A 20,642-nucleotide genomic window follows, 5' to 3' on the forward strand; every position below is an offset into this window, starting at 1 on the left:
ACCATGCTCCCGCTGAACCCGATCGACTGGGATTCGCTCGATGCCACCGGCCGCGCGGCCGTGCTGCGCCGCCCCACGGCTGCGGTCGCCGTCGAGGTGCGCACCGCCGTCGAACGCGTCATCGCCCAGGTGCGTGCCGATGGCGATGTCGCGCTGCGCGCGCTCACCCGCCGCTTCGATGGTGTCGAATTGGGCGCCTTTGCGGTCGGTGAGGACGAGTTCGCCGCCGCCGAGCGCGCCGTCGACGACGGCCTGAAGCGGGCGATGCGCGAAGCGCGCGAGCGCATCGTGGCCTGGCACCGCGCCGGCATGCCGCGTGAGTTCGAGATCGAGACCGCGCCCGGCGTGCGCTGCGGCCGCTTGCTCCGCCCGATCGCCCGGGTCGGTCTGTACGTTCCGGCCGGCAGCGCGCCGCTGCCTTCGACGGCGTTGATGCTCGCTGTGCCGGCCAAGCTGGCCGGTTGTCGCGAGCTGGTGCTGTGCACGCCGCCGCGTGCCGACGGTCGGGCCGATCCGGCGGTGCTGGTGGCGGCGCGGCTGTGCGGTGTCGATCGCGTGCTCAAGCTCGGCGGCGCACAGGCGATCGCGGCGATGGCCTACGGCACCGAGAGCGTACCCAGGTGCGACAAGCTGTTCGGCCCCGGCAACGCTTACGTAACCGCGGCCAAGCAACTGGTCGCCCAGGACCCCGACGGTGCCGCCATCGACATGCCGGCCGGACCATCCGAGGTGCTGGTGATCGCCGATGCCGGCGCCGATCCCGACTTCGTCGCCGCCGACCTGCTCTCGCAGGCCGAGCACGGCCCCGATTCGCAGGTGATCCTGGTCAGCGACTCCGACCAGCTGCTGGCCGCTGTGCTCGACGCGTTGCCGCGCCAGCTTTCCACACTGCCGCGCGCCGACATCGCCCGACGCGCACTGGAGCATGCGCGGCTGGTCAAGGTGGCCCGGCTGGAGGACGCTTTCGCGCTCAGCAACGCCTATGCCCCCGAGCACCTGATCCTTGCCCTGCGCGAGCCGCGCAACTGGTTGGACCAGGTCGAGGCGGCCGGCTCGGTCTTTCTCGGCGATTACGCGCCCGAAGCGCTGGGCGACTACTGCTCGGGCACCAATCATGTACTGCCGACCGGCGGCGCGGCGCGGGCATACAGCGGCGTCAGCGTCGCCAGCTTCCAGACCGCGATCAGCGTGCAGGAGGTAGGTGCCGAGGGGCTGCGCGCCATCGGTCCCTGCGCGGCGACGCTGGCACGCGCCGAGGCGCTGGCCGCACACGAGCGCGCAGTGACCTTGCGGATCGGGCGCATCGGAGGAGCGGCATGAGTGATGTGCTCGATCTGGTACGCGAGGACCTGCGCCAGTTCGCAGGCTATGCCTCGGCCCGCCGCAGCGGCCTGACCGGCTCGGTCTGGTTGAATGCCAACGAAAGTCCGTGGCCGTCGCCGGCCGACGGCGGTCTCGGCCTCAACCGCTATCCCGATCCACAGCCGGCTGCGCTGCACGCGGAGCTGGCCGCGCTGTACGCGGTGGACGAGGAGCGGGTGCTGATCAGCCGCGGCAGCGACGAGGCCATCGACCTGCTGGTGCGCGCGCTGTGCCGTGCCGGCCGGGATGCGGTGGTGCTCGCGCCGCCGACCTTCGGCATGTACGCGGTCTGCGCCCGCCTGCAGGATGCGCGGCGCATCGAGGTGCCGCTGATCGACACCGCCGACGGCTGGGCGCTGGACATCGACGCCGTCATCGCATCGGCGCGCGACGGTGGCGCGCGGATCGTCTTCCTGTGCTCGCCGAACAATCCGACCGGCGAGGTCGTGCCGCGGGAAGCGATCGAGCGCGCCGCCGTCGCGCTGGCCGACCAGGCCGTGGTGGTGGTGGACGAGGCCTACGGCGAGTTCGCCGCGCAGGCCAGCGCCGCCACGCTGCTGCCGCGCCATCCGAACCTGGCCGTGCTGCGCACGCTGTCCAAGGCGCATGCCCTGGCCGGCGCCCGCATCGGCGCGTTGCTGGCCGACCCGGCGCTGATACGGGTGCTGCGCAACGTCGCCGCGCCGTATCCATTGCCGAGCCCGTCGGTGCGCGCCGCGCTGGCCGCGCTGCAGCCGGCGACACTGGACGAGACGCGCCGACGAATCGCCTGCGTGATCGCCGAGCGGCAACGGGTGTTCGCGGCCCTGTCGGCGCTGCCCGGCGTGCGCCGCTGCTATCCCTCGCAGGGCAATTTCCTGCTGGTGCGCTTCGTCGAGGCCGAGCTCGCCTTCCGGCGCCTGCTCGCCGCCGGCGTGGTGGTGCGCGACATGCGCGGCTACCCGGGGCTCGGGGATGCCCTGCGCATCAGCATCGGTACGGTGCAGGACAACGACACCCTGCTCGCCGCGCTCGGCGCGGGGAGGGCGCCGGCATGAGACGCATCGCCTTCATCGACCGCGACGGCACGATCATCGAAGAGCCGGCCGACCAGCAGATCGACGCCTACGAGAAGCTGCGCTTCGTTGCCGGCGCGATTCCCGCGCTGCTGCGCCTGCAGGCTGCAGGCTACGAGCTGGTGATGGTGTCCAATCAGGACGGTCTCGGCAGCCCGCGCTTTCCGAGGGAGAGTTTCGAGGGTCCGCACCGGCTGATGATGCAGGTGCTCGAGTCCCAGGGTGTGGTGTTTCGCGAAGTGCTGATCGATCCCAGCCTGCCGGAGGAAAACTCGCCCAACCGCAAGCCGGGTGTCGGCATGGTCCTGCACTACCTGCGCGACCGCAGCATCGACCTCGCCCATAGCGTGGTGATCGGCGACCGCGAGACGGATCTGCGTTTCGCCGACAATCTCGGCGCGCGCGGCTTCCGTATCGGCCCGGGCCACGACGACTGGGACGGCATCGTCCGGCGCATCCTGGCCTCGCCGCGCCGGGCCGAGGTCGAGCGGACGACGCGGGAGACGAAGATCCGGGTGCGTGTCGATCTCGACCGCACCGCCGAGCCGGTCGCTGCCACCGGCCTGGGCTTTTTCGACCACATGCTGGAGCAGCTCGGCAAGCACGGTGGCTTCGCACTGGCGGTGAGCTGCGCCGGCGACCTGCACATCGACGAGCACCACACCGTCGAGGACACGGCACTGGCACTCGGCCAGGCGCTGCGCCAAGCGCTGGGCGACAAGCGTGGCATCGCCCGCTACGGCTTCACCCTGCCGATGGACGAGGCGCTGGCGACGGCGGCGCTGGACTTTTCCGGCCGGTCGTATTTCGTGTTCGAGGGCGCCTTCCCGCGCGAGCGTGTCGGCGAACTTCCGACCGAGCTGGTGCCGCACTTCTTCCGCTCGCTGTGCGAGGCGGCGGGGCTCAATCTGCATCTGAGTGTGCGCGGCGAGAACACGCATCACATGATCGAGGCCTGTTTCAAGGCGGTGGCGCGGGCGTTGCGGCAGGCGGTTCGGAAGGAAGGGGCCGAGTTGCCGAGTACGAAGGGGGCGCTGTGAAGGTCGCCGTGTTACCACGCACGTCGCAGAGGCTGCTCTATGCTCCCTCCCCTTCAAGGGGAGGGTTGGGGTGGGGATGGTGTTGCCTTGCGCTTGCAGGTCATCACGACCTGGCCGGCGCTGCGCGCCGGGGTTTCGTCCGCCTGCCGGCGGCCGAGTTACTTTTCTTTGCGTGCCCAAAGAAAAGTAACCAAAAGAAAGGGCACCCCTCGAGCTGCGCCCTCCGGACATCCTGTCCGGAGGGTTCGTGTGCGCGCTCCGGGCGTTTTCGACGGTGCATCCATGCACCGACGAAAACGTCGCCCGCATCCCTGCGGGCGACCCTTTGGGCCTTTCCTCCGCGCGCCCGCCGCAACTCAGGGGCCCCATTCAAAAGCAGCGGGCATCCTGCCCGCTACAAAGCGCAGACCACCGTCATCCTGGCGAAAGCCTGGATCCATGTTGCTCTTTCGCGCCTCGGAAACGGGATCCCGGCTTTCACTGGGATGGCGACACGGGGGATGTCGTCGTGGATGGAGTGCGCGGCATGAAGGTCGCGCTGATCGACTCGGGTGGGGCCAACATCGGCTCGGTGCGCCATGCGCTGGCGCGGCTCGGTGCCGACGTCGTGTTCACCGACGACACAGAGACGATCCGTGCCGCCGAGCGGGTGATCCTGCCCGGGGTCGGCGCCGCCGCGCCGGCGATGGCGAAGCTGCGCGCGGCCGGACTCATCGAGACGATCCGCACGCTGGAGCGGCCGCTGCTCGGCATCTGCCTGGGCATGCAGCTGCTGTTCGAGTCCTCGGAAGAGGGCGATGTCGACTGTCTCGGCCTGCTGCCCGGCCGGGTGACGAAGCTGATCGAGAGCGAGGGGGTTCGGGTGCCGCACATGGGCTGGAACCGCTTGCAGCCGATCCGTCCTTCGGTCCTGCTCGATGGCTTGCCGGAGGGCGCGCAGGCCTACTTCGTGCACAGCTACGCAGCGCCGGTTGGCGGAGACTGCGTCGCCGCCTGTACCCACGGCATGCGCTTCGCGGCGGTGGTGCAGCGTGGCCGCGTGGCCGGTGCGCAGTTCCACCCGGAGCGCTCGGCCGCGGTCGGCGCACGCATCCTCGACAACTTCCTTCGCGCAGGTGTGGCATGAGCTGGGACCTGTATCCCGCGCTCGACATCCGTGCCGGCCGCGTGGTGCGCCTGCGGCAGGGCGACTATGCGCAGGAAACCCGCTACGACACCGACCCGCTGGCCCAGGCCATGCACTATGCCGAGGCCGGCGCGCGCTGGATGCACCTGGTCGACCTGGACGCCGCCCGCGCCGGAGGCTACACGCTCATCCCGCTGTTGCGGACGATCAAGGCCGAGACCGGCCTGGCGGTGCAGACCGGCGGCGGCGTGCGCCGGGAAACCGACCTGCTGCGGCTGATCGAGGCCGGCGCCGACCGCGTCGTGGTCGGCTCGCTGGCGGTGCAGGAGCCGGAGCAGGTGGCCGGCTGGATTGCCCGCTACGGCGCCGGGCGAATCACCGTCGCGCTCGACACCCGGCGCGACGCCAGCGGCCGCTGGCAGCTTCCGGTCCATGGCTGGACGCAGAGCGAGGCGGGCGGCCGCACGCTCGACACGCTCGCTGCCGCCTATGCCGGCATCGGCCTCAAGCACCTGTTGTGCACCGACATTGCGCGCGACGGCATGCTGGCCGGCCCGAACCTGGCGTTGTACGCGCATCTGCGCGCACTGGCGCCGACGTTGGCCGTGCAGGCCTCCGGCGGCGTGCGCGACCTCGCCGATCTGCGTGCCGTGCAAGCGTGCGGTTGCGCCGGCGCGGTGCTGGGCAAGGCCTTGCTGGACGGACGCTTCGATCTCACGGACGCACTGCGTGAGGCGGCGGTATGTTGATGCACGGAACTGGGAAACGGGAAATGGGAAATCGGAACAGCCGCGGGAGGTCATCGGTCCTCCGGTGTCGCAGGCACGGCCACGCCGGATGCGCTTCCGGTTTCCGATCGAGCGCGCGCAGCGCGCGGCCGATCACCGATCTCCGGCGCTTTCCATGCTGACCCGCCGCATCATTCCCTGCCTCGACGTTCGCGACGGCCTCGTCGTCAAGGGCGTGCGCTTCCGCGATCACGTGACGATGGGCGCGATCGAGGACCTGGCCCTGCGGTACCGCGACCAGGGCGCCGACGAGCTGGTGTTCTACGACATCACCGCCAGCCCGCAGGGCCGCAGTGTCGATCGCGCCTGGGTCGAACGGGTGGCGCGGATCATCGACATTCCCTTCTGCGTCGCCGGCGGCATCCGCTCGGTGGCCGATGCCCGCGATGTGCTCAACGCCGGCGCCGACAAGGTATCGGTGAACTCGCCGGCGCTGGAGCGCCCCGAACTGATCGCCGAGCTGGCCAGCGAATTCGGCGTGCAGTGCGTGGTGGTCGGCATCGACTCGCTGCGCGATGCCGACGGCGAGTGGCGTGTGCGCCAGTACACCGGCGACCCCGCCAAGACCCGCGCGCTGGCCCGGCGCACGCTCGACTGGGTGCAGGAGGCACAACGCCTGGGCGCCGGCGAGATCGTGCTCAACTGCATGGGCGCCGACGGCGTGCGCGGCGGCTACGACATCGAGCAGCTGCGCGCCGTGCGCACGCGTTGCCGGGTGCCGCTGATCGCTTCCGGCGGCGCCGGTGCGGTCGAGCATTTCATCGCGGTGTTCCGCGAGGCCGATGTCGATGGTGCGCTGGCGGCCAGCGTGTTCCATGGCGGCGAGATCCGCATTCCCGAACTCAAGGCGCGCCTGCGCGCCGCAGCCATCGAGGTGCGCGATGCGGCCTGAGGACACCGATCGTCTGGACTGGGACAAGCAGGGCGGCCTGCTGCCGGCCATCGTGCAGGATGCCCTCAGCCGCCGCGTGCTGATGCTCGGCTGGATGAGCCGCGAAGCGCTCGCGGCGACCTTGAGGGACGGGCGCGTCACCTTCTTCAGCCGCAGCCGGCAGCGGCTGTGGACGAAGGGCGAGACCTCCGGCGACGTGCTGGAACTGGTCTCCGTCGAGGCCGACTGCGACGCCGACACGCTGCTGGTGCAGGCGATCCCGCACGGCCCGACCTGCCATCTCAAGCGCCCGAGCTGCTTTCCCACCGCGCCAGGCGATTTCCTCGGCCAGCTCGATGCGCTGATCGCCACTCGCGTTCGCGAGCGGCCCGCGGGCAGCTACACCACGCGGCTGCTCGACGCCGGGCCGCGGCGGATCGCGCAGAAGGTTGGCGAGGAAGGCGTCGAAACCGCGCTCGCCGCGGTGGCGCAGGAGGATGATGCGCTGCTGGGCGAGGCGGCCGACCTGCTGTTCCACCTGCTGGTGTTGCTGCGCGCGCGCGGGCTGTCGCTGGCCGACGCGATCGCGGTGCTGCAAGCGCGTCATCGCGGCTGAAGACGCGCCTGCACGCGCCCTCGATCGCGGCGATGCCGCGTTTGCGGCGGCGCGCTTCCGGTGCCGGTCCGGCGAGCGGATAATCCGGACATTTCCCGGAGCGCGCCGATGGGCCGGATTTCCCTGTTCCTGTTGCTCGTACTGTGTCTGGCCGGCGCCCGTGCCGAGGAAGCGCGCGGTGTGGTATGGCTGGATCGCAACGGCAACGGCCAGCGCGACGCTGATGAACCGGGCGTGGCCGGGGTCAAGCTGTCCAACGGCCGCGAGATCGCGGTCACCGATGCCGACGGTAACTACCGCCTGCCGCTGCGTGCCGGCGTCACGCTGTTCGTGATCAAGCCCGCGCAGTACGCCTTTCCGACCGGTGACGACGGATTGCCGGCGTTCTGGCGGCACCACTTCCCGGACGGCTTGCCGCCGCTGCGTTACGGCGGCATCGCCGCCGAGACGGCGAACCGCGCCGACTTTGCATTGCGGCCGGAGACGGCGGACGACGGCACGCTGGAGGTGCTGGTGTTCGGCGACCCGCAGCCGAAGTCGCTGACCGAGGTCGGGTACTACGCCCACGACATCGTCGCGCCGCTGCAACATGACCCGCGCGCCCGGCTCGGGCTGACCCTGGGCGACGTGGTCGACGACGACCTGTCGCTGTACCCGGCGATGAACGCGGTCACCGCGCGCCTCGGGATCCCCTGGCTGCACGCGGCGGGCAACCACGACATCGACTTCGACGCCGGCCGTGACGAGGACTCGCTGCTCACCTTCCGCAGCCACTTCGGCCCGGACAGCTTCGCCTGGGAGGAGGCGCGGGCCAGCTTCATCGTGCTCGACAACGTGGTCTACCGGCCCGGTCAACGGCCGGCGTACATCGGCGGGCTGCGCGAGGACCAGTTCGTCTTCCTCGAGAGCTACCTGCCGACGCTGCCGAAAGACCGGCTGCTGGTGGTGGCCGCGCACATCCCGTTCTTCGACCCGGATCCGGCGCGCGAGACGTTCCGCCGCGCCGATCGCGAGCGGCTGTTCGCGCTGCTGCGCGACTTTCCGCACGTGCTGCTGCTCAGCGCGCACAGTCACAAGCAGCGCCATCACTTCCACGGCCCGGCCGACGGCTGGCATGGAGCGACGCCGTTGCACGAGTACAACGTCGGCGCCGCCTGCGGCGGCTTCTGGGGAGGGGTGAAGGATGCCGAGGGCATTCCTGCCGCGATGATGGCCGACGGCACGCCCAACGGCTACGCGCGGCTGAGCGTGCGTGCCGGCGGCGAGTACGCGCTGCGCTGGTTCGTGGCCCGTGCCCCGGAGGACTACACCATCGCCCTGCACGCGCCGAAGGTGCTGCGGCGCGGCGCCTGGCCGGGCGTGCATGTCTGGGCCAATGTGTTCATGGGCAGCGACGGCGACCGCGTCGAGGTGCGCATCGGCGACGGCGAGTGGCGGCCGATGCAGCGGGTCGAGCGCGCCGATCCGCGCATTCTCGCCGAAAACCTGGCCGACGATGCCGCCGAGGCGCTGCGCGGCTACGACCGCGTGCCGGAGGCGGAGGTCTCCACCCACCTGTGGCGGCTGGCGCTGCCCACCGATCTGCCGGCCGGCGAGCACCGCATCCAGGTCCGCGCCTTCGATCGCTGGCGTGGCGAGCTGCGTGCCGAAACCGTCTACCGGCTGGTCGAGGCCGAGCCGTGAACTGGCGCACCCTCACTGGCGCCGCGCCCGAGGTGATCGCCCACCGCGGTGCCAGCGGCGAGCGGCCCGAGCACACGCTGGCTGCCTATGCCCTGGCCTTGGCGCAGGGCGCCGACGTGATCGAGCCGGACCTGGTGCCCAGCCGCGATGGCGTGCTGTTCGCCCGCCACGAGCAGTCGCTCGGCCGCAGCACGGACATCTCCCGGCGGCCGGAATTCGCCGCCCGCCGCCGCGATGACGATTGGTACAGCATCGACTTCGATGCTGCCGAGCTGGACACGTTGCGCGCGGTACAACCCTTCCCCGGCCGCAGCCGGGCGCATGACGGGCGGCATCCGCTGGTGCGTTTCGCCGATCTGCTGCGCTGGGCGTCGCAGGCGGCCGCGGCCCGCGGCAGGGCGGTGACGCTGTATCCGGAACTCAAGCACCCCGCTGAACTGGCGGCGCAGGGTCACGATCCGGTGCCGCCCTTCCTCGACGCCATGCGCGTGCGGCCGCCCGGCGTGGCATTGCGTGTGCAGTGTTTCGATGTCGAGGCGCTGCGCCGCGTGCATGAGGCGACCGGGTTGCCCTGTGTGCTGCTGCTGGAAGCCGATGCCGACTGGCGCGGCGCGATCTCCACACATCGCGACTGGCTGGCCGGCATCGCGCCCGACAAGCGGGCGCTGACCGACAGCGCGGGCCGCGACTCGGAGCTGGTGGCGACCGCGCACGCCGCCGGCCTGCGTGTGGATGCCTGGACCTTTCGCGACGATGCGGTGGGCGAAGGTTGCGCGGATATCGAGGATGAACTGTGCGCCGCAATGACGCGCGGGGTGGATGGCCTGTTCTGCGACTTCCCGGCGACCGCGCTGGCGGTCCGGGCGCGCTGCGCCGAACGCGCCGGCCGGGGCGCGTAAGCGCGGCTGAAGCCGCTGTTACAAGTCCTGCCGCGCGGCAGCGGGGGCCTCGCCCCGCGGCGCCGGCACGGTCGGCACGGTCGGCACGAACGCGACCGGCGGCCCGGGCGTGATGCCGTCGCGCCAGGCGGCCAGCCGCGCGCCGATGCGCTCGCCGACGGCGATCTGCGGGTGCGAGCGCTCGAAACCTTGCGCATGCTCCCAGCCGGCGATCAGTTCGCTGGCGAGCTCGAAGGCAGCGACGAAATCATGCGTGCGGTTCAGCGCCTCGACGAGGAAGGCGCGGCCGAACCAGGTGATCTCCGATGCCTCGCCGCAGCCGAAGGAGGGACGGTCGGCGCGGGCGGCGGCGATCACCAGCGTGTCCGGATCGCGCAACGCGTCGATGAAGCCGCCGGCATAGCAGGCCGAGACGACCACCACGCGGTGGCGGATGCCGGACACGTCCAGTGCCGCGCGCAGATCGTGCGGGCGGAGCTGCTGCATCGGCAGCGGGCCGAGCTGCACCAGCAGCTCGTGTTCCTCGCTGCCATGTGTGGTGAGGAACAGCAGCAGGATGTCCTCGTCGCGATCCATCCGGTCGCCGATGCGGTGCAGGGCGAGCTGCAGGTTGGCGACGGTGGCCAGCGGCGCGTGGCCGAAGGTTTGCGGATGGTTGATCAGACCGAGCGTGCGTCCGGCGGCGTCGAAGCGCTGCGAGAACAGCTGCTGCAGGTAGTCGACCTCGTTGCGGAACACCGATTCATGGCCATCGCCGGCGAAGCCGAGCACGTACAGGTCGATCCTGCCCGGCCGCTGCGGCGACAGGTCGGCCAGGGCGCGGTCGAGCAGGGCGTCCTGAGCTTCGAGCAGCGCCTGCAGGTCGAGTTGCGGGTGATCGGCTTCGTCCTGCGTCTGGTCCCATTGCGTGTACCAGAACGGAGCCACCGGGTAGAGCCAGGTCGGCAGCAGCCAGAGCAGCGCACACAGCGACCATGCGCCGATGCGGCGGACGAGACCGGCGCCGGCGGCGAGGTAGCCGATACTGCGGGCCAGATACGCCAGGCCGACGAGGACGAAACCGGCCTCCAGCACGAGATCGCGCCAGTCGGAATCGGGCAGGGAGTGGCCGGCGAGCAGCAGCACCAATGTCGACGGCAGGCTGGCCAGCACGATCAATGCCGCCAGTGTCAGCCACAGGCTCGGGCGGCGCAGCACGGCGGTACCGGACCAGCCGGCCAGCAGTGCCAGCACGGCATAGAGCGCGTAGTCGGTGATCGCGGACCAATCGAAGTGGCGTGGCGGCGCCGTGGTCGCCGAATCCCAGCCCAGGCCGAGCAGTGCGAACAGGGCGAAGGCGGCGAAGAACGCGCCGGGGCCGGCGATGGCCGGCAGGTCGCGCGGACGGCGCAGCAGGCCGAGGCTCAGGCCTTGCCGGATCAGGCGCGCGGGGGATGCGTCGGGGCTCATGTGGCGATGGTCGCGGGCTCAGGCGGCCGGCTGGATTTCGGCAAAGGACGTTACCCGGCGATGCCCGTGCGCGGCCTCGCCGGTGCGCGGCTGCGGGTAGTCCTGCGGGCGGTCGAGCAGCACGGTGTCGAGCCCGGCCTCGCGGGCGGCGTCCAGTTCCTCGACCACATCGGACAGGAACAGCACCTCGCCGGGCTCGCGGCCGATGGCGGCGAGGATGTTGCGGTAGCTTTGCGCTTCGCGCTTGCCGCCGACCTCGGTGTCGAAGTAACCGGAAAAAAGCGGCGTGAGGTCGCCGGCCTCGGTGTGGGCGAAGAACAGCCGCTGTGCCGGCACCGAGCCCGAGGAGTACACATACAGCGGATGGCCGGCCGCGTGCCACTGCCGCAGCGCCTGCGCCGCATCCGGATAGACATGGGCGTGGAAATCGGCGCCCTCGTAGCCGGCCCGCCAGATCATGCCCTGCAGCGCCTTGAGCGCGGTGTGCTTGCGGTCCTGGTCGATCCACTGCTGCAGGACCTCGACGATGCACTCGTCCGACGACACCCCGCCGATGTCCAGCGCCGCGGCGTCCAGCCACTTGCGCACCTGCGGCTCGTCGCCATGCCGGCGCACGAAGGCGGGCAGGGCGCGGCGGGCGTACGGGAACAGCACGTCCTTGACGAAGGCGATGCTGCTGGTGGTGCCTTCGATGTCGGTGAGGATCGTTCTTTTCATTCTGTCCGGGGCGATGTGGCAGGCACGACGTGGTCGTCTGCCGAAGGCTGACGGCTTCCGCCGCTCCTGCAGGATGCGGTCACCCGGCCTGGCCGGGTTCGTAGCGCGGAAACTTCCGCGCGATGTCGGTGCCGGTGAAGTGGCCGACCCAGCCATCCGGCTCCTTGAAGAAGCGGATGGCGATGAAGCTCGGCTGCGGCCCCATGTCGAACCAGTGCCTGGTGCGGTCGGGCACCGAGATCAGGTCGCCGGCTTCGCACAGCACCTCGAACACGCGCTCGTCCGGGTGCAGGGTGAACAGCCCCGAGCCGGCCACGAAGAACCGCACTTCGTCCTCGACGTGATAATGCTCGTCGAGGAACTTGGCGCGAGCCGCGTCCTTGTTGGGGTTGTCCGGCGCGATGCTGACCACGTCGACCGTGTTGAAGCCGTACTCGGCGACCAGCCGGTCGATGTCGGCGCGGTAGGCGGCCATCACCTCCTCCGGCGCAGCGCCGGGCACGACCGGCTGCGCAGCTTCCCACTGCTCGAAGCGCACGCCGATGGCGCGTAGCCGCTCGGCCATTTCGGCATGGTCGCGGGTCTCGAAGACCGGCGTGGTCGGGTCGCTCTCGGCGAAGATGCGCAGGCGGCTCATTGGTGCAGTCTCCTCAGGTCCAGTTCGCAGGCCAGCAGGAAGTCGAAGGCCTCCAGGTGGCGGCGCGCCTCGGCCATGTCGCGGCCCCAGGCGTACAGGCCGTGACCGTCGATCAGGTAGCCCCACAGCGGTCCCCGCTCCAGCAGCGCCTCGACGCGGGCCGCGAGGGCGGGCATGTCCTGGCTGTTGGGCAGCACCGGCACGTCGACCGCCGCCTCGTGGGTGGTGTTCCCGGCGAAGGCCTTGAGCAGTTCATAGCCTTCCAGGCGCACGCTGCCGGCCAGGGCGAACAGGCGCGAGGCCACGGTCTGGGTGCGCGAGTGGGTGTGCAGTACGCAGCCGACGTCGGGGAAGCGCCGGTAGAGCTGGGTGTGCAGCAACGTTTCGGCCGACGGACGATGCGCGGCGCCGACCGGCTGGCCGTCGAAATCCACCACCATGATGTCGCTCTCGGTCAGCCGGCCCTTGTCGCGGCCCGAGACGGTGATGGCGGCGTGGCGGTCGTCCAGCCGCATCGAGAAGTTGCTGCTGGTGGCCGGCGTCCAGCCCAGCGCGGCCAGCTCGCGGGTATGGGCGACGATGTCGCGGGCGCAGGCGGCCAGTCGCGCGGGATCGTAGGGGAGAGCGTCGTTCATCGCACCAGTTTAGCGGATAGCTGACGCCGCGCCGCTGGTCGCCGCCTTGATCGGCGTCAACCGTGCATTCACGGCGTGGGTGTACGATGGCCTGGTTTCGACGACGCCAGCCTGGAGCCAGCCATGTCCGAGTCGCGCAATTCCCGCCGCACCTTCCTCGTCCGCGCCGCCACCGCTGCGGTCGCGATTCCGCTGGGCATCCGCCTGATCGACCGCCCGGCCTTCGCGCAGGACCTGCCCAAGCTGCCGCTCGACAACCCGCAGGCCAAGGCTCTGAACTACGTCGAGAGCACCGAGGGCCTGACGCATCCCAACTTCAAGCCCGGCAGCGACTGCGCCAACTGCCAGTTCTGGACCGGCGGCGACGCCGAGTGGGGCCCCTGCACCCTGTTCCCGGGCCACCACGTGGCGGCCAAGGGTTGGTGCTCGGCCTGGGCCAGGAAGGCCGGCTGATCCTCACTCCCACGTGACGGTCTGCCCGGCCCGGCTCCGGGCGGTCGGGCCCATCCCTCCCCGGGTGAGTTGCGGGCCGTCTCGCAGGTTGAGACGGTCCGGCGGCTAGAATCGACGGCATCGTCGATGCCCGGGGTCTGCCTTGTCACCTTTCCACGAACTGCTGGTGTTCGCCGTCGGCCTGGCGCTGGGCGCGCTCGGTGCCGGCCTGTGGCTTTCGCGTCGCTTCCGTGAACGGGAGGGCGCGATGCAGGGAGAGTTCGATGCGCTGCGTCAGCGGCTGGATGAGGTGCTCGATGAAGCCCGCCGGCTCGATGCCGAGCTGGCCGGGATGCGCTCGCGTGGCGAGGAGATCGCCCGTCAGCGTGACGAGCTGGCACGTGCCCACGAGACCCTGCAGCAGCGCCATCAGGCGCTGAGCGCCGAGCACGCGCGGCTGCAGGCCAGCAGCCGTGAACAGGCGCTGGCTGCCGAGGAGAAGCTGCAACTCCTGCAGCAGGCCGAGACGAAACTGCGCGACGCCTTCCAGAACCTGGCCCAGCAGATCCTCGACGAGAAAGCCAGGCGCTTCGCCGAACACAACGAGAAGCAGCTCGGTGGCCTGCTCGACCCGCTCAAGGTCCAGCTCAAGGACTTCCGCGACAAGATCGAGCAGACCTGGGCCAGCGAGCAGCGCGAGCGCGGCATGCTGGCGCAGGAGATCAACACGCTCAAGCAGCTCAACGAGCGGATCAGCCAGGATGCAATCAACCTCACCCGCGCGCTGAAGGGCGACAGCCAGGCGCAGGGCGCCTGGGGCGAGCTGGTGCTCGAACGCGTGCTGGAGGCCTCCGGCCTGCAGTCCGGTCGCGAATACGAGGTCCAGGCCAGCTATCGTGACGAGGACGGCGGCCGGCCACGTCCCGACGTGGTGGTGCACCTGCCCGACGACAAGGATCTGGTCATCGACGCCAAAGTCTCGCTGGTGGCCTACGAGCGTTTCGTCGCCGCGGCCGACGACGAGGTGCGTGTCGCCGCGCTGCGCGAGCACGTGGCCTCGCTGAAGCGCCACATCGACGGTTTGGCCGCGCGCGGCTACACCGACCTGCCGGGCCTGCGCACACTCGATTTCGTGCTGATGTTCGTGCCGGTCGAGGCCGCCTTCATCGAGGCGGTACGCGCCGACGAAGGGCTCTACGGCTACGCGCTGGGCAAGAACATTTCGCTGGTCAGCCCGAGCACGCTGCTGGCCACACTGCGCACCGTGGCCCACCTGTGGAAGATCGAGCGGCGCAATGTCAATGCCATGGAGATCGCCCGCAAGGCGGCCCTGCTGCACGACAACTTCGCCCTGCTGGTGAACGAGCTGGAAAACGTCGGCACACAGTTGGAGAGGGCGCAGAAATCGCACGCCAGCGCGCTGCGCCGGCTCACCGAGGGCGGCAAGGGCAGCGTCATCCTGCAGGTGCACAGCCTCGCCGAGATGGGCGCGCCGGCCAAGAAGTCCCTGCCGCGCGAACTGCTGTCCAGGGCCGGCGACGGCGAGGCGGCGCCGGAAGGCGCGCAGGACGCCGACGCCGGCTGAAGCCGGCACCTGCTCGCCACCACACGATGAGGCGCGAGCGCCTGCGCGGGCGCATCACGCCCCGTCCATGCGGCCCCGCTCAGATCACCGCGCGCACCAGCACCACCGCCACCAGCACCGGCGCCACCACGCGCACCAGCCAGCGCCAGAGCGTGAACAGCGGCGCCGGCAGGCCGTGCAGCTGCTCGCGCATGCGCTCGCCGCTGATGAACCAGCCGGCGAACAGCGCGATCAGCAGGCCGCCGAGCGGCAGCATCAGGTCGTTCGCGATCAGCTCGATGAAGCTCATGATGTCGCGGCCGAGGATCTTCACGTGCGACCAGTGGTTGAAGCCGAGCACCGACAACAGACCCAGGCCCCAGCAGAACGCGGCCATCGACAGCGCCGCGGTCTTGCGGCTGACGCCGCGCTCGACCAGGAACGCGGTCGCCGGCTCCAGCAGCGAGATCGAGCTGGTCCAGGCGGCGAAGGCCAGCAGCAGGAAGAAGATCAGGCCGTAGACCACGCCGAACGGGATCGAGTTGAAGGCCAGCGGCAGCGAAGTGAAGATCAGGCCGGCGCCGCCGCCGGTGGGCGCCATGCCGAAGCCGATCACGATCGGGAAGATCGCCAGGCCCGCGAGCAGGGCGATGCCGGTGTCTGCCAGCGCCACGGTGGCGCCCACGCGCGGCACCGACACGTCGCGCGGCAGGTAGGCACCGTAGGTCATCATCGTGCACATGCCCAGGCTGAGCGAGAAGAACGCCTGGCCCATGGCGCGCAGGAACACGCCGCCGTCGATCTTCGACCAGTCCGGGTTGAACAGGAAGCTCGCCGCCGCGCCGAGGTGGCCGGTGGTGGCGCCGTAGGCGACCAGCAGCAGCAGCATGATGAACAGCGCCGGCATCAGGAACTTCACCGCACGCTCCAGGCCCTGTTCGACGCCCAGCGCCACCACGCCCATGGTCAGCACCATGAACACCGCATGCCAGAAGGTCAGCTCGAACGGGTGCGACAGCAGCTCGGCGAACACCAGGCCGGGATCGGTGATCGCCGCGCCGCCGAACAGCTGCTTTACGTACAGCCAGGAGTAGTGCAGCGTCCAGCCGGCGACCACGCTGTAGAAGGAGAGGATCAGCACGCCGGCGATGATGCTGATCCAGCCGATGCCGACCCAGCCGCGCGAGACACCGTCCTCGCGGGTGATGTCCATCAGGCTGTGGATCGGACTCCTGCGGCCGCGCCGGCCGATCGCGATCTCGGCGAACAGGATCGGCAGTGCGACCATCGCCACGCAGAGCAGGTACACCAGCACGAAGGCGCCGCCGCCGTTGTCCGAGGTCATGTAGGGAAAGCGCCAGATGTTGCCCAGGCCGACGGCGGAGCCGGTGGCGGCGAGGATGAACGCGAAGCGCGAGGACCACATGCCGTGGATCGAGGTCTTTTCCATATCGTGTTCCGGAGCGTTGCCTGCGTGGGAGATGGGTGGATCAGCCGCGGTGGACCACGGCCGGCTGTGGCTGGAGCTTGAGGATCTTGAAGCCGGCGTAGGCGAACACCGCCGCCACCAGCGGACTGAGCAGGTTGAAGAAGGCGTAGGGCAGGTAGTCGAAGGTGGCCACGCCCAGCGTCGCCGCCATGTAGGCGCCGCAGGTGTTCCACGGGATCAGCGGCGAGGTCAGCGTACCGGCATCCTCCAGCGCGCGGCTGAGGTTCACCGGCGCCAGCCCGCGGCGCTCGTACTCGGGTCGGTACAGGCGGCCGGTGAGCACGATCGACATGTACTGGTCGGCAGCGACCACGTTGGCGCCGATGGCGGTGCCCAGCGTGGCGGCGATCAGCGAGCCGGTGGATCGGGCCGCCTTGAGCACGGCGCGGATCATGCGCTCCAGCAGGCCGGTCTTTTCCATCACCGCGCCGAAGCCCATTGCGCAGATGATCAGCCAGACAGTGTTGAGCATGCTGCTCATGCCGCCACGCGAGAGCAGCTCGTCGGCGGCGGCATTGCCGGTGTCGGCCTTGAAGCCGTCGAAAAGCGCCATCCACGCGCCCGACAGCAGCGCCATCGGTTGCGACAGCGCCTCGTTGCCGGCCAGCTTGATCACTGCCGCCGGCTGGAAGATCACCGCGAACAGCGCGCCGAGCAGCGCGCCGATCAGGATCGTCGGATAGGCCGGGAATTTGCGCATCGCCAGCACGAACACCACCACCAGCGGAATCAGCAGGTGTGGACCGGTGTCGAATTGCGCCGCCATCACCGTCGGCAGGTCACCCAGCGCCGTCTCGCCCTCGCTGCGGCCACCGCCCAACAGGCCGATCGCCGCGAACAGCACCAGCGCGATGGCGATGCTCGGGCCAGTGGTCCACATCATGTGGCGGATATGCGCGAACAGCTCGCTGCCGGCAGCGGCCGGAGCGATGTTGGTGGTGTCCGACAGCGGCGACATCTTGTCGCCGAAGTAGGCACCGGAAATGATCGCGCCGGCAGTGATCGGCAGCGACATGTCCAGCCCCTGCGCCACACCGATCAGCGCCACGCCGAGCGTGCCGGCCACCGTCCACGAGCTGCCGATGGTCAGCGCCACGATCGCGCAGATCAGGCAGGCGGCCGGGTAGAAGAACGACGGATGCAGCAGCTTCAGGCCGTAGATGATCAGCGTCGGCACGGTGCCGCTGAGTATCCAGGTGCCGATCAGCGCACCGACCGCCAGCAGGATGAAGATCGGCACGATCGCCAGCGAGATGCCGTGGACCAGGCTGTCCTGGATGTCGGCCCAGCGGTGGCCGTTGCGCATGCCGATCAACGATGCGATGCCGGCGGCCAGCAGCAGTGCGATCTGGTTGGCGCCGTAGGAGGCGTCGTCCGAGTACAGATGGACCGAAAGCGAGAGCATCACCGCCAGGAACAGCAGCGGCGTCAGCGCCTGCAACAGGCTGGGATCGCGCAGTGCGGGCGCGGTGGCGGCGTCGTTCATCGGGTCCTCCCCCGGAAGGAAGCCCGGAGTGTAACCGTCCGGTCACGCGCGCGCGAAGTGCGGGGGTACACTCCCGCTCCCGTGCCATCTATACCGAACCGAATGGATGACCTTCGCCGCAAGCTTTCCGCGGACCTTGCGGCCTTCGCCGCCGCCTGGCCGACCCAAGCCGATACCGCCGGACTGTTCCTGGCCTTCCTCGGTTCGCACCCGGATGTGTTCGAGCGCCACCACGCCGTCGGCCATTTCACCGGCTCGGCCTGGGTGGTGAGCGGCGACGGCCGGCGCGTGCTGCTCACCCACCACCGCAAGCTCGGCCGCTGGCTGCAGCCGGGCGGCCATGCCGATGGCGATGCCGACCTGGCGCGGGTGGCGCTGCGCGAGGCGGAGGAGGAAACCGGGCTGGCCGGGCTGCGGGTGGAGCCGGCGATCTTCGACCTCGACCGGCACATGATCCCGGCGCGCGGCCATGAGCCGGCGCACTGGCACTACGACGTGCGTTACCTGGTGCTGGCCGGCGCCGACGAGCGTTTCGTCGTCGGCGAGGAATCGCACGACCTGGCCTGGCGCGACATAGTGGAAGTGGCTGACGACCCTGACATCGACGACTCCGTGCGCCGCATGGCGCGCAAGTGGCTGGCGCGCTGAAGCGTGCCCGGGTCTGGCTGCCGCGGTCAGGCCCGGCCGACGTACTCGCCGGTGACTGTGTTGACCAGGATCCGCTCGCCGTTGGCGATGTACTCGGGAACCATGATCTCGATGCCCGTGTTCAGCCTCGCCGGCTTCGGGCGCTTGGTGGCGGTGCCGCCCTTGAGCTCGGGTGGGGTGTCGACCACTTCCAGCGTCACGTTCTGTGGCAGCTGCAGGCCTACCGGCTGGTCGTCGATGATCTGCACGTAGCAGCCTTCCAGCCCGTCGGTGATGTAGCCGGCGGCGTCGCCGACCACGTCGGCGTCGAGCTGGTAAGGCGTGTAGTCCTCGGCGTCGAGGAAGACGAACGCCTCGCCGTCCTTGTACGAGAAGGTCGCCATGCGGCGGCTGAGCTCGACTTCCTTCAGCTCGTCCTCGGCACGCAGGCTCAGGTCGTATTTCTGGCCGCCCGGCACGCTGTACAGGGTGAAGCGGAAGGTGACGTTGCCGCCACGGCCCTGCGGTGCGCTGCGCTCGATGTCGCGCACCTGGTAGACGGTGTTGTTGTATTCGACGACGTTGCCGCGCTTGATGTCGGAGGCTTTCATGGTCAGGTCGGGCTCGGGGATTCGGAATCGGTCGCAAGGGCGGCTTCAGCCGCGACCCGGGCACTGCGATGCTCCGGTCGTGGTCCCCGCCGCTCGTGCGGACCAACCATGGGCTTACTTACTTGGGTGCCAGGCGCACGGCGCCGTCGAGGCGTATGGTCTCGCCATTGAGGTAAGTGTGGGTGAGGATGAAGCCGACCAGGTCGGCGAATTCGTCCGGACGACCCAGTCGCGAGGGGAACGGGATCGAAGCGCCCAGCGACTCCTGCACCTGCGGCGGCATGCCATCCACCATCGGGGTCCAGAAGATGCCCGGGGCGATCGTCATCACGCGGATGCCGAAGCGGGCCAGCTCGCGTGCCATCGGCAGGGTCATGCCGACCACGCCGCCTTTGGAGGCTGAATAGGCGGCCTGGCCAATCTGGCCCTCGTAGGCGGCCACGCTGGCGGTGTTGACGATCACGCCGCGCTCGCCATCGACACCCGGCGTGTTGTGCTGCATCAGGTCGGCGGCGGCCTTGGCGACGTTGAAGCTGCCGACCAGGTTGATCATCACCGTGGTCGAGAACTGCTTGAGCGGCATCGGCCCCTCCTTGCCGAGCACGCGGCCGGCACCGAGGATGCCGGCGCAGTTGATCGCCGCGTTCAGGCCGCCCATGAACTCCCGGGCGGCGGCAAGGTCGGCCTTGACCTGTTCCTCGTCGGTGACGTCGGTGCGGAAGTACTTCGCCTTGTCGGCGCCGAGCGCGGCGACGGCGGCGGCGCCCTTGTCGTCGTTGATGTCGAGCAGCGCGACCTTGCCGCCGTTGGCGACGATGTGCTGGGCGGTGGCGAGGCCAAGGCCGGAGACGCCGCCGGTGACGACGGCACGGACATCGTTGAGCTGCATGGGGAATCCTGCGTCGATGAAAACCGCGATTTTACCCCACGCCCGGGGCACCGGCATGAGCGGCTCGGGTCGCACTCCGGTGCCCGCTGATTTTGTGGTTGCGGCCGCCGCGACGGGAGCTCACAGGTCGAGCAGGTAGAAGCGGTTGCAGCCGAAGTGCCCGGTGCGGCCCATGGGCGCGTCGAGCCGGCGGAAGCCGGTGCGCTCGTAGAGTTTCTGCGCCGCGTCCATGCCGTGCAGGGTTTCCAGATAGCAGCGGCGGTAGCCGAGCGCGCGGGCGGCGGCGAGGCAGCGCGACATCATCGCCGCGCCGGCGCCCAGGCCGCGCAGGGCTGGCAGGAAGTACATCTTGCGCAACTCGCACACGTCCCCCGGCCCGCCGTCGAGCGGCGCCACGCCGCCGCCGCCCATCACCGCGCCGTCCTTCTCGACCACGAAATAGGCCGCGCCGGGGCGGTCGTAGGCACGGCTCATGTGTGCCACCTCGGGGTCGTGGATGGCGAAGCCGGGGCCGTCGGCGCCGAACTCGGTCATGACGGTGCGGATGATCGCCGCGACGGCTTCGTCGTCGTCCGCTGCGATCGGGCGGATGGAGAAGACGGATGCGTTCATCGGGTCTGGCGGGCGGCTCGGCGACGCATCAGTGTCGCCGCCACTGCCCGCGAA

At 70.0% G+C, this 20,642-nt stretch carries 21 protein-coding genes; 12 read left to right on the plus strand and 9 right to left on the minus strand.

The window, feature by feature from the left end:
- Positions 1-12: 12 nt before the first annotated feature.
- The 9 genes from hisD to HNQ58_RS00770 all read left to right on the plus strand — a co-directional run bounded on the left by hisD (position 13) and on the right by HNQ58_RS00770 (position 9,440).
- A complete protein-coding gene (gene hisD / locus HNQ58_RS00730; RefSeq protein ID WP_246416788.1) occupies positions 13-1,320 on the plus strand; it encodes a histidinol dehydrogenase in 1,308 nt (435 codons plus the stop codon).
- Positions 1,317-2,399 carry a histidinol-phosphate transaminase gene (gene hisC / locus HNQ58_RS00735; RefSeq protein WP_183946865.1) on the plus strand — a complete coding sequence of 361 codons (1,083 nt, stop codon included), beginning with the start codon at positions 1,317-1,319 and terminating at the stop codon, positions 2,397-2,399. The genes hisD and hisC overlap by 4 nt, the downstream gene beginning before the upstream one ends.
- Positions 2,396-3,457, plus strand: coding sequence for a bifunctional histidinol-phosphatase/imidazoleglycerol-phosphate dehydratase HisB (hisB, locus tag HNQ58_RS00740; protein WP_183946866.1), 1,062 nt, complete (start codon positions 2,396-2,398; stop codon positions 3,455-3,457). Before hisC ends, hisB begins: the two co-directional genes overlap by 4 nt.
- Positions 3,458-3,983: 526 nt before the next feature.
- Complete coding sequence (gene hisH / locus HNQ58_RS00745) at positions 3,984-4,583, plus strand: imidazole glycerol phosphate synthase subunit HisH (RefSeq protein WP_183946867.1); 600 nt, start codon at positions 3,984-3,986, stop codon at positions 4,581-4,583.
- Entirely contained in the window at positions 4,580-5,332 is a 753-nt protein-coding gene (locus HNQ58_RS00750; protein ID WP_183946868.1) for a 1-(5-phosphoribosyl)-5-[(5-phosphoribosylamino)methylideneamino]imidazole-4-carboxamide isomerase, read from the plus strand. Before hisH ends, HNQ58_RS00750 begins: the two co-directional genes overlap by 4 nt.
- A 154-nt stretch (positions 5,333-5,486) precedes the next feature.
- On the plus strand, positions 5,487-6,263 hold the full coding sequence (gene hisF / locus HNQ58_RS00755; RefSeq protein ID WP_183946869.1) for an imidazole glycerol phosphate synthase subunit HisF: 777 nt from the start codon (positions 5,487-5,489) through the stop codon (positions 6,261-6,263).
- Positions 6,253-6,858 (plus strand): bifunctional phosphoribosyl-AMP cyclohydrolase/phosphoribosyl-ATP diphosphatase HisIE, encoded by a 606-nt coding sequence (hisIE, locus tag HNQ58_RS00760; RefSeq protein ID WP_183946870.1) that lies wholly within the window; start codon positions 6,253-6,255, stop codon positions 6,856-6,858. The genes hisF and hisIE overlap by 11 nt, the downstream gene beginning before the upstream one ends.
- 108 nt (positions 6,859-6,966) lie before the next feature.
- Positions 6,967-8,541 (plus strand): calcineurin-like phosphoesterase C-terminal domain-containing protein, encoded by a 1,575-nt coding sequence (locus tag HNQ58_RS00765; protein WP_183946871.1) that lies wholly within the window; start codon positions 6,967-6,969, stop codon positions 8,539-8,541.
- Complete coding sequence (locus tag HNQ58_RS00770; protein WP_183946872.1) at positions 8,538-9,440, plus strand: glycerophosphodiester phosphodiesterase family protein; 903 nt, start codon at positions 8,538-8,540, stop codon at positions 9,438-9,440. The genes HNQ58_RS00765 and HNQ58_RS00770 overlap by 4 nt, the downstream gene beginning before the upstream one ends.
- A gap of 18 nt (positions 9,441-9,458) precedes the next feature.
- On the opposite strand, the gene HNQ58_RS00775 is transcribed toward HNQ58_RS00770, so the two are convergent.
- The 4 genes from HNQ58_RS00775 to HNQ58_RS00790 all read right to left on the minus strand — a co-directional run bounded on the left by HNQ58_RS00775 (position 9,459) and on the right by HNQ58_RS00790 (position 12,878).
- Positions 9,459-10,889 (minus strand): C13 family peptidase, encoded by a 1,431-nt coding sequence (locus tag HNQ58_RS00775; protein ID WP_183946873.1) that lies wholly within the window; start codon positions 10,887-10,889, stop codon positions 9,459-9,461.
- Positions 10,890-10,907: 18 nt separating this feature from the next.
- The gene (gene mtnC, locus HNQ58_RS00780) at positions 10,908-11,606 is read right to left on the minus strand and encodes an acireductone synthase (RefSeq protein WP_183946874.1); all 699 of its coding nucleotides are present in this window, start codon (positions 11,604-11,606) and stop codon (positions 10,908-10,910) included.
- 79 nt (positions 11,607-11,685) lie between these two features.
- Positions 11,686-12,243, minus strand: coding sequence for a 1,2-dihydroxy-3-keto-5-methylthiopentene dioxygenase (locus HNQ58_RS00785; RefSeq protein WP_183946875.1), 558 nt, complete (start codon positions 12,241-12,243; stop codon positions 11,686-11,688).
- A complete protein-coding gene (locus HNQ58_RS00790) occupies positions 12,240-12,878 on the minus strand; it encodes a methylthioribulose 1-phosphate dehydratase (RefSeq protein WP_183946876.1) in 639 nt (212 codons plus the stop codon). The genes HNQ58_RS00785 and HNQ58_RS00790 overlap by 4 nt, the downstream gene beginning before the upstream one ends.
- Positions 12,879-13,001: 123 nt before the next feature.
- On the opposite strand from HNQ58_RS00790, the gene HNQ58_RS00795 reads away from it, so the two are divergent.
- Positions 13,002-13,331, plus strand: coding sequence for a high-potential iron-sulfur protein (locus HNQ58_RS00795; RefSeq protein ID WP_183946877.1), 330 nt, complete (start codon positions 13,002-13,004; stop codon positions 13,329-13,331).
- Between the two features lie 142 nt (positions 13,332-13,473).
- Positions 13,474-14,895 (plus strand): DNA recombination protein RmuC, encoded by a 1,422-nt coding sequence (locus HNQ58_RS00800; protein WP_183946878.1) that lies wholly within the window; start codon positions 13,474-13,476, stop codon positions 14,893-14,895.
- A gap of 79 nt (positions 14,896-14,974) precedes the next feature.
- Here the strand turns inward: HNQ58_RS00800 and HNQ58_RS00805 are convergent, their stop codons facing one another.
- Positions 14,975-16,324: a sodium-dependent transporter gene (locus tag HNQ58_RS00805; protein WP_183946879.1), complete on the minus strand. Its 1,350-nt coding sequence runs from the start codon at positions 16,322-16,324 to the stop codon at positions 14,975-14,977.
- Positions 16,325-16,364: 40 nt separating this feature from the next.
- Positions 16,365-17,849, minus strand: a complete 1,485-nt coding sequence (gene nhaC, locus HNQ58_RS00810; protein ID WP_183946880.1) for a Na+/H+ antiporter NhaC — start codon at positions 17,847-17,849, stop codon at positions 16,365-16,367.
- Between the two features lie 102 nt (positions 17,850-17,951).
- On the opposite strand from nhaC, the gene HNQ58_RS00815 reads away from it, so the two are divergent.
- Entirely contained in the window at positions 17,952-18,497 is a 546-nt protein-coding gene (locus HNQ58_RS00815; protein ID WP_183946881.1) for an NUDIX hydrolase, read from the plus strand.
- Positions 18,498-18,523: 26 nt separating this feature from the next.
- Here HNQ58_RS00815 and yeiP read toward each other — a convergent pair whose 3' ends face one another.
- The 3 genes from yeiP to HNQ58_RS00830 form a co-directional block, all read right to left on the minus strand.
- Positions 18,524-19,087, minus strand: coding sequence for an elongation factor P-like protein YeiP (yeiP, locus tag HNQ58_RS00820; RefSeq protein WP_183946882.1), 564 nt, complete (start codon positions 19,085-19,087; stop codon positions 18,524-18,526).
- A gap of 118 nt (positions 19,088-19,205) precedes the next feature.
- Complete coding sequence (locus HNQ58_RS00825; protein WP_183946883.1) at positions 19,206-19,976, minus strand: SDR family NAD(P)-dependent oxidoreductase; 771 nt, start codon at positions 19,974-19,976, stop codon at positions 19,206-19,208.
- A 120-nt stretch (positions 19,977-20,096) separates the two neighbouring features.
- Positions 20,097-20,588: a GNAT family N-acetyltransferase gene (locus HNQ58_RS00830; protein WP_183946884.1), complete on the minus strand. Its 492-nt coding sequence runs from the start codon at positions 20,586-20,588 to the stop codon at positions 20,097-20,099.
- Positions 20,589-20,642: the final 54 nt, after the last annotated feature.

This window comes from Rehaibacterium terrae (assembly GCF_014202935.1).
GTDB classification, from domain to species: domain Bacteria; phylum Pseudomonadota; class Gammaproteobacteria; order Xanthomonadales; family Xanthomonadaceae; genus Rehaibacterium; species Rehaibacterium terrae.

What these genes read in the sequence shown, in the direction of transcription:
- hisC (WP_183946865.1), top strand. Translation starts at nt 1,317, where the DNA reads ATGAGTGATGTGCTCGATCTGGTACGCGAGGACCTGCGCCAGTTCGCA.
- hisB (WP_183946866.1), top strand. Translation starts at nt 2,396, where the DNA reads ATGAGACGCATCGCCTTCATCGACCGCGACGGCACGATCATCGAAGAG.
- hisH (WP_183946867.1), top strand. Translation starts at nt 3,984, where the DNA reads ATGAAGGTCGCGCTGATCGACTCGGGTGGGGCCAACATCGGCTCGGTG.
- HNQ58_RS00750 (WP_183946868.1), top strand. Translation starts at nt 4,580, where the DNA reads ATGAGCTGGGACCTGTATCCCGCGCTCGACATCCGTGCCGGCCGCGTG.
- hisF (WP_183946869.1), top strand. Translation starts at nt 5,487, where the DNA reads ATGCTGACCCGCCGCATCATTCCCTGCCTCGACGTTCGCGACGGCCTC.
- hisIE (WP_183946870.1), top strand. Translation starts at nt 6,253, where the DNA reads ATGCGGCCTGAGGACACCGATCGTCTGGACTGGGACAAGCAGGGCGGC.
- HNQ58_RS00765 (WP_183946871.1), top strand. Translation starts at nt 6,967, where the DNA reads ATGGGCCGGATTTCCCTGTTCCTGTTGCTCGTACTGTGTCTGGCCGGC.
- HNQ58_RS00775 (WP_183946873.1), bottom strand. Translation starts at nt 10,889, where the DNA reads ATGAGCCCCGACGCATCCCCCGCGCGCCTGATCCGGCAAGGCCTGAGC.
- mtnC (WP_183946874.1), bottom strand. Translation starts at nt 11,606, where the DNA reads ATGAAAAGAACGATCCTCACCGACATCGAAGGCACCACCAGCAGCATC.
- HNQ58_RS00785 (WP_183946875.1), bottom strand. Translation starts at nt 12,243, where the DNA reads ATGAGCCGCCTGCGCATCTTCGCCGAGAGCGACCCGACCACGCCGGTC.
- HNQ58_RS00790 (WP_183946876.1), bottom strand. Translation starts at nt 12,878, where the DNA reads ATGAACGACGCTCTCCCCTACGATCCCGCGCGACTGGCCGCCTGCGCC.
- HNQ58_RS00795 (WP_183946877.1), top strand. Translation starts at nt 13,002, where the DNA reads ATGTCCGAGTCGCGCAATTCCCGCCGCACCTTCCTCGTCCGCGCCGCC.
- HNQ58_RS00805 (WP_183946879.1), bottom strand. Translation starts at nt 16,324, where the DNA reads ATGGAAAAGACCTCGATCCACGGCATGTGGTCCTCGCGCTTCGCGTTC.
- nhaC (WP_183946880.1), bottom strand. Translation starts at nt 17,849, where the DNA reads ATGAACGACGCCGCCACCGCGCCCGCACTGCGCGATCCCAGCCTGTTG.
- HNQ58_RS00815 (WP_183946881.1), top strand. Translation starts at nt 17,952, where the DNA reads ATGGATGACCTTCGCCGCAAGCTTTCCGCGGACCTTGCGGCCTTCGCC.
- yeiP (WP_183946882.1), bottom strand. Translation starts at nt 19,087, where the DNA reads ATGAAAGCCTCCGACATCAAGCGCGGCAACGTCGTCGAATACAACAAC.
- HNQ58_RS00825 (WP_183946883.1), bottom strand. Translation starts at nt 19,976, where the DNA reads ATGCAGCTCAACGATGTCCGTGCCGTCGTCACCGGCGGCGTCTCCGGC.
- HNQ58_RS00830 (WP_183946884.1), bottom strand. Translation starts at nt 20,588, where the DNA reads ATGAACGCATCCGTCTTCTCCATCCGCCCGATCGCAGCGGACGACGAC.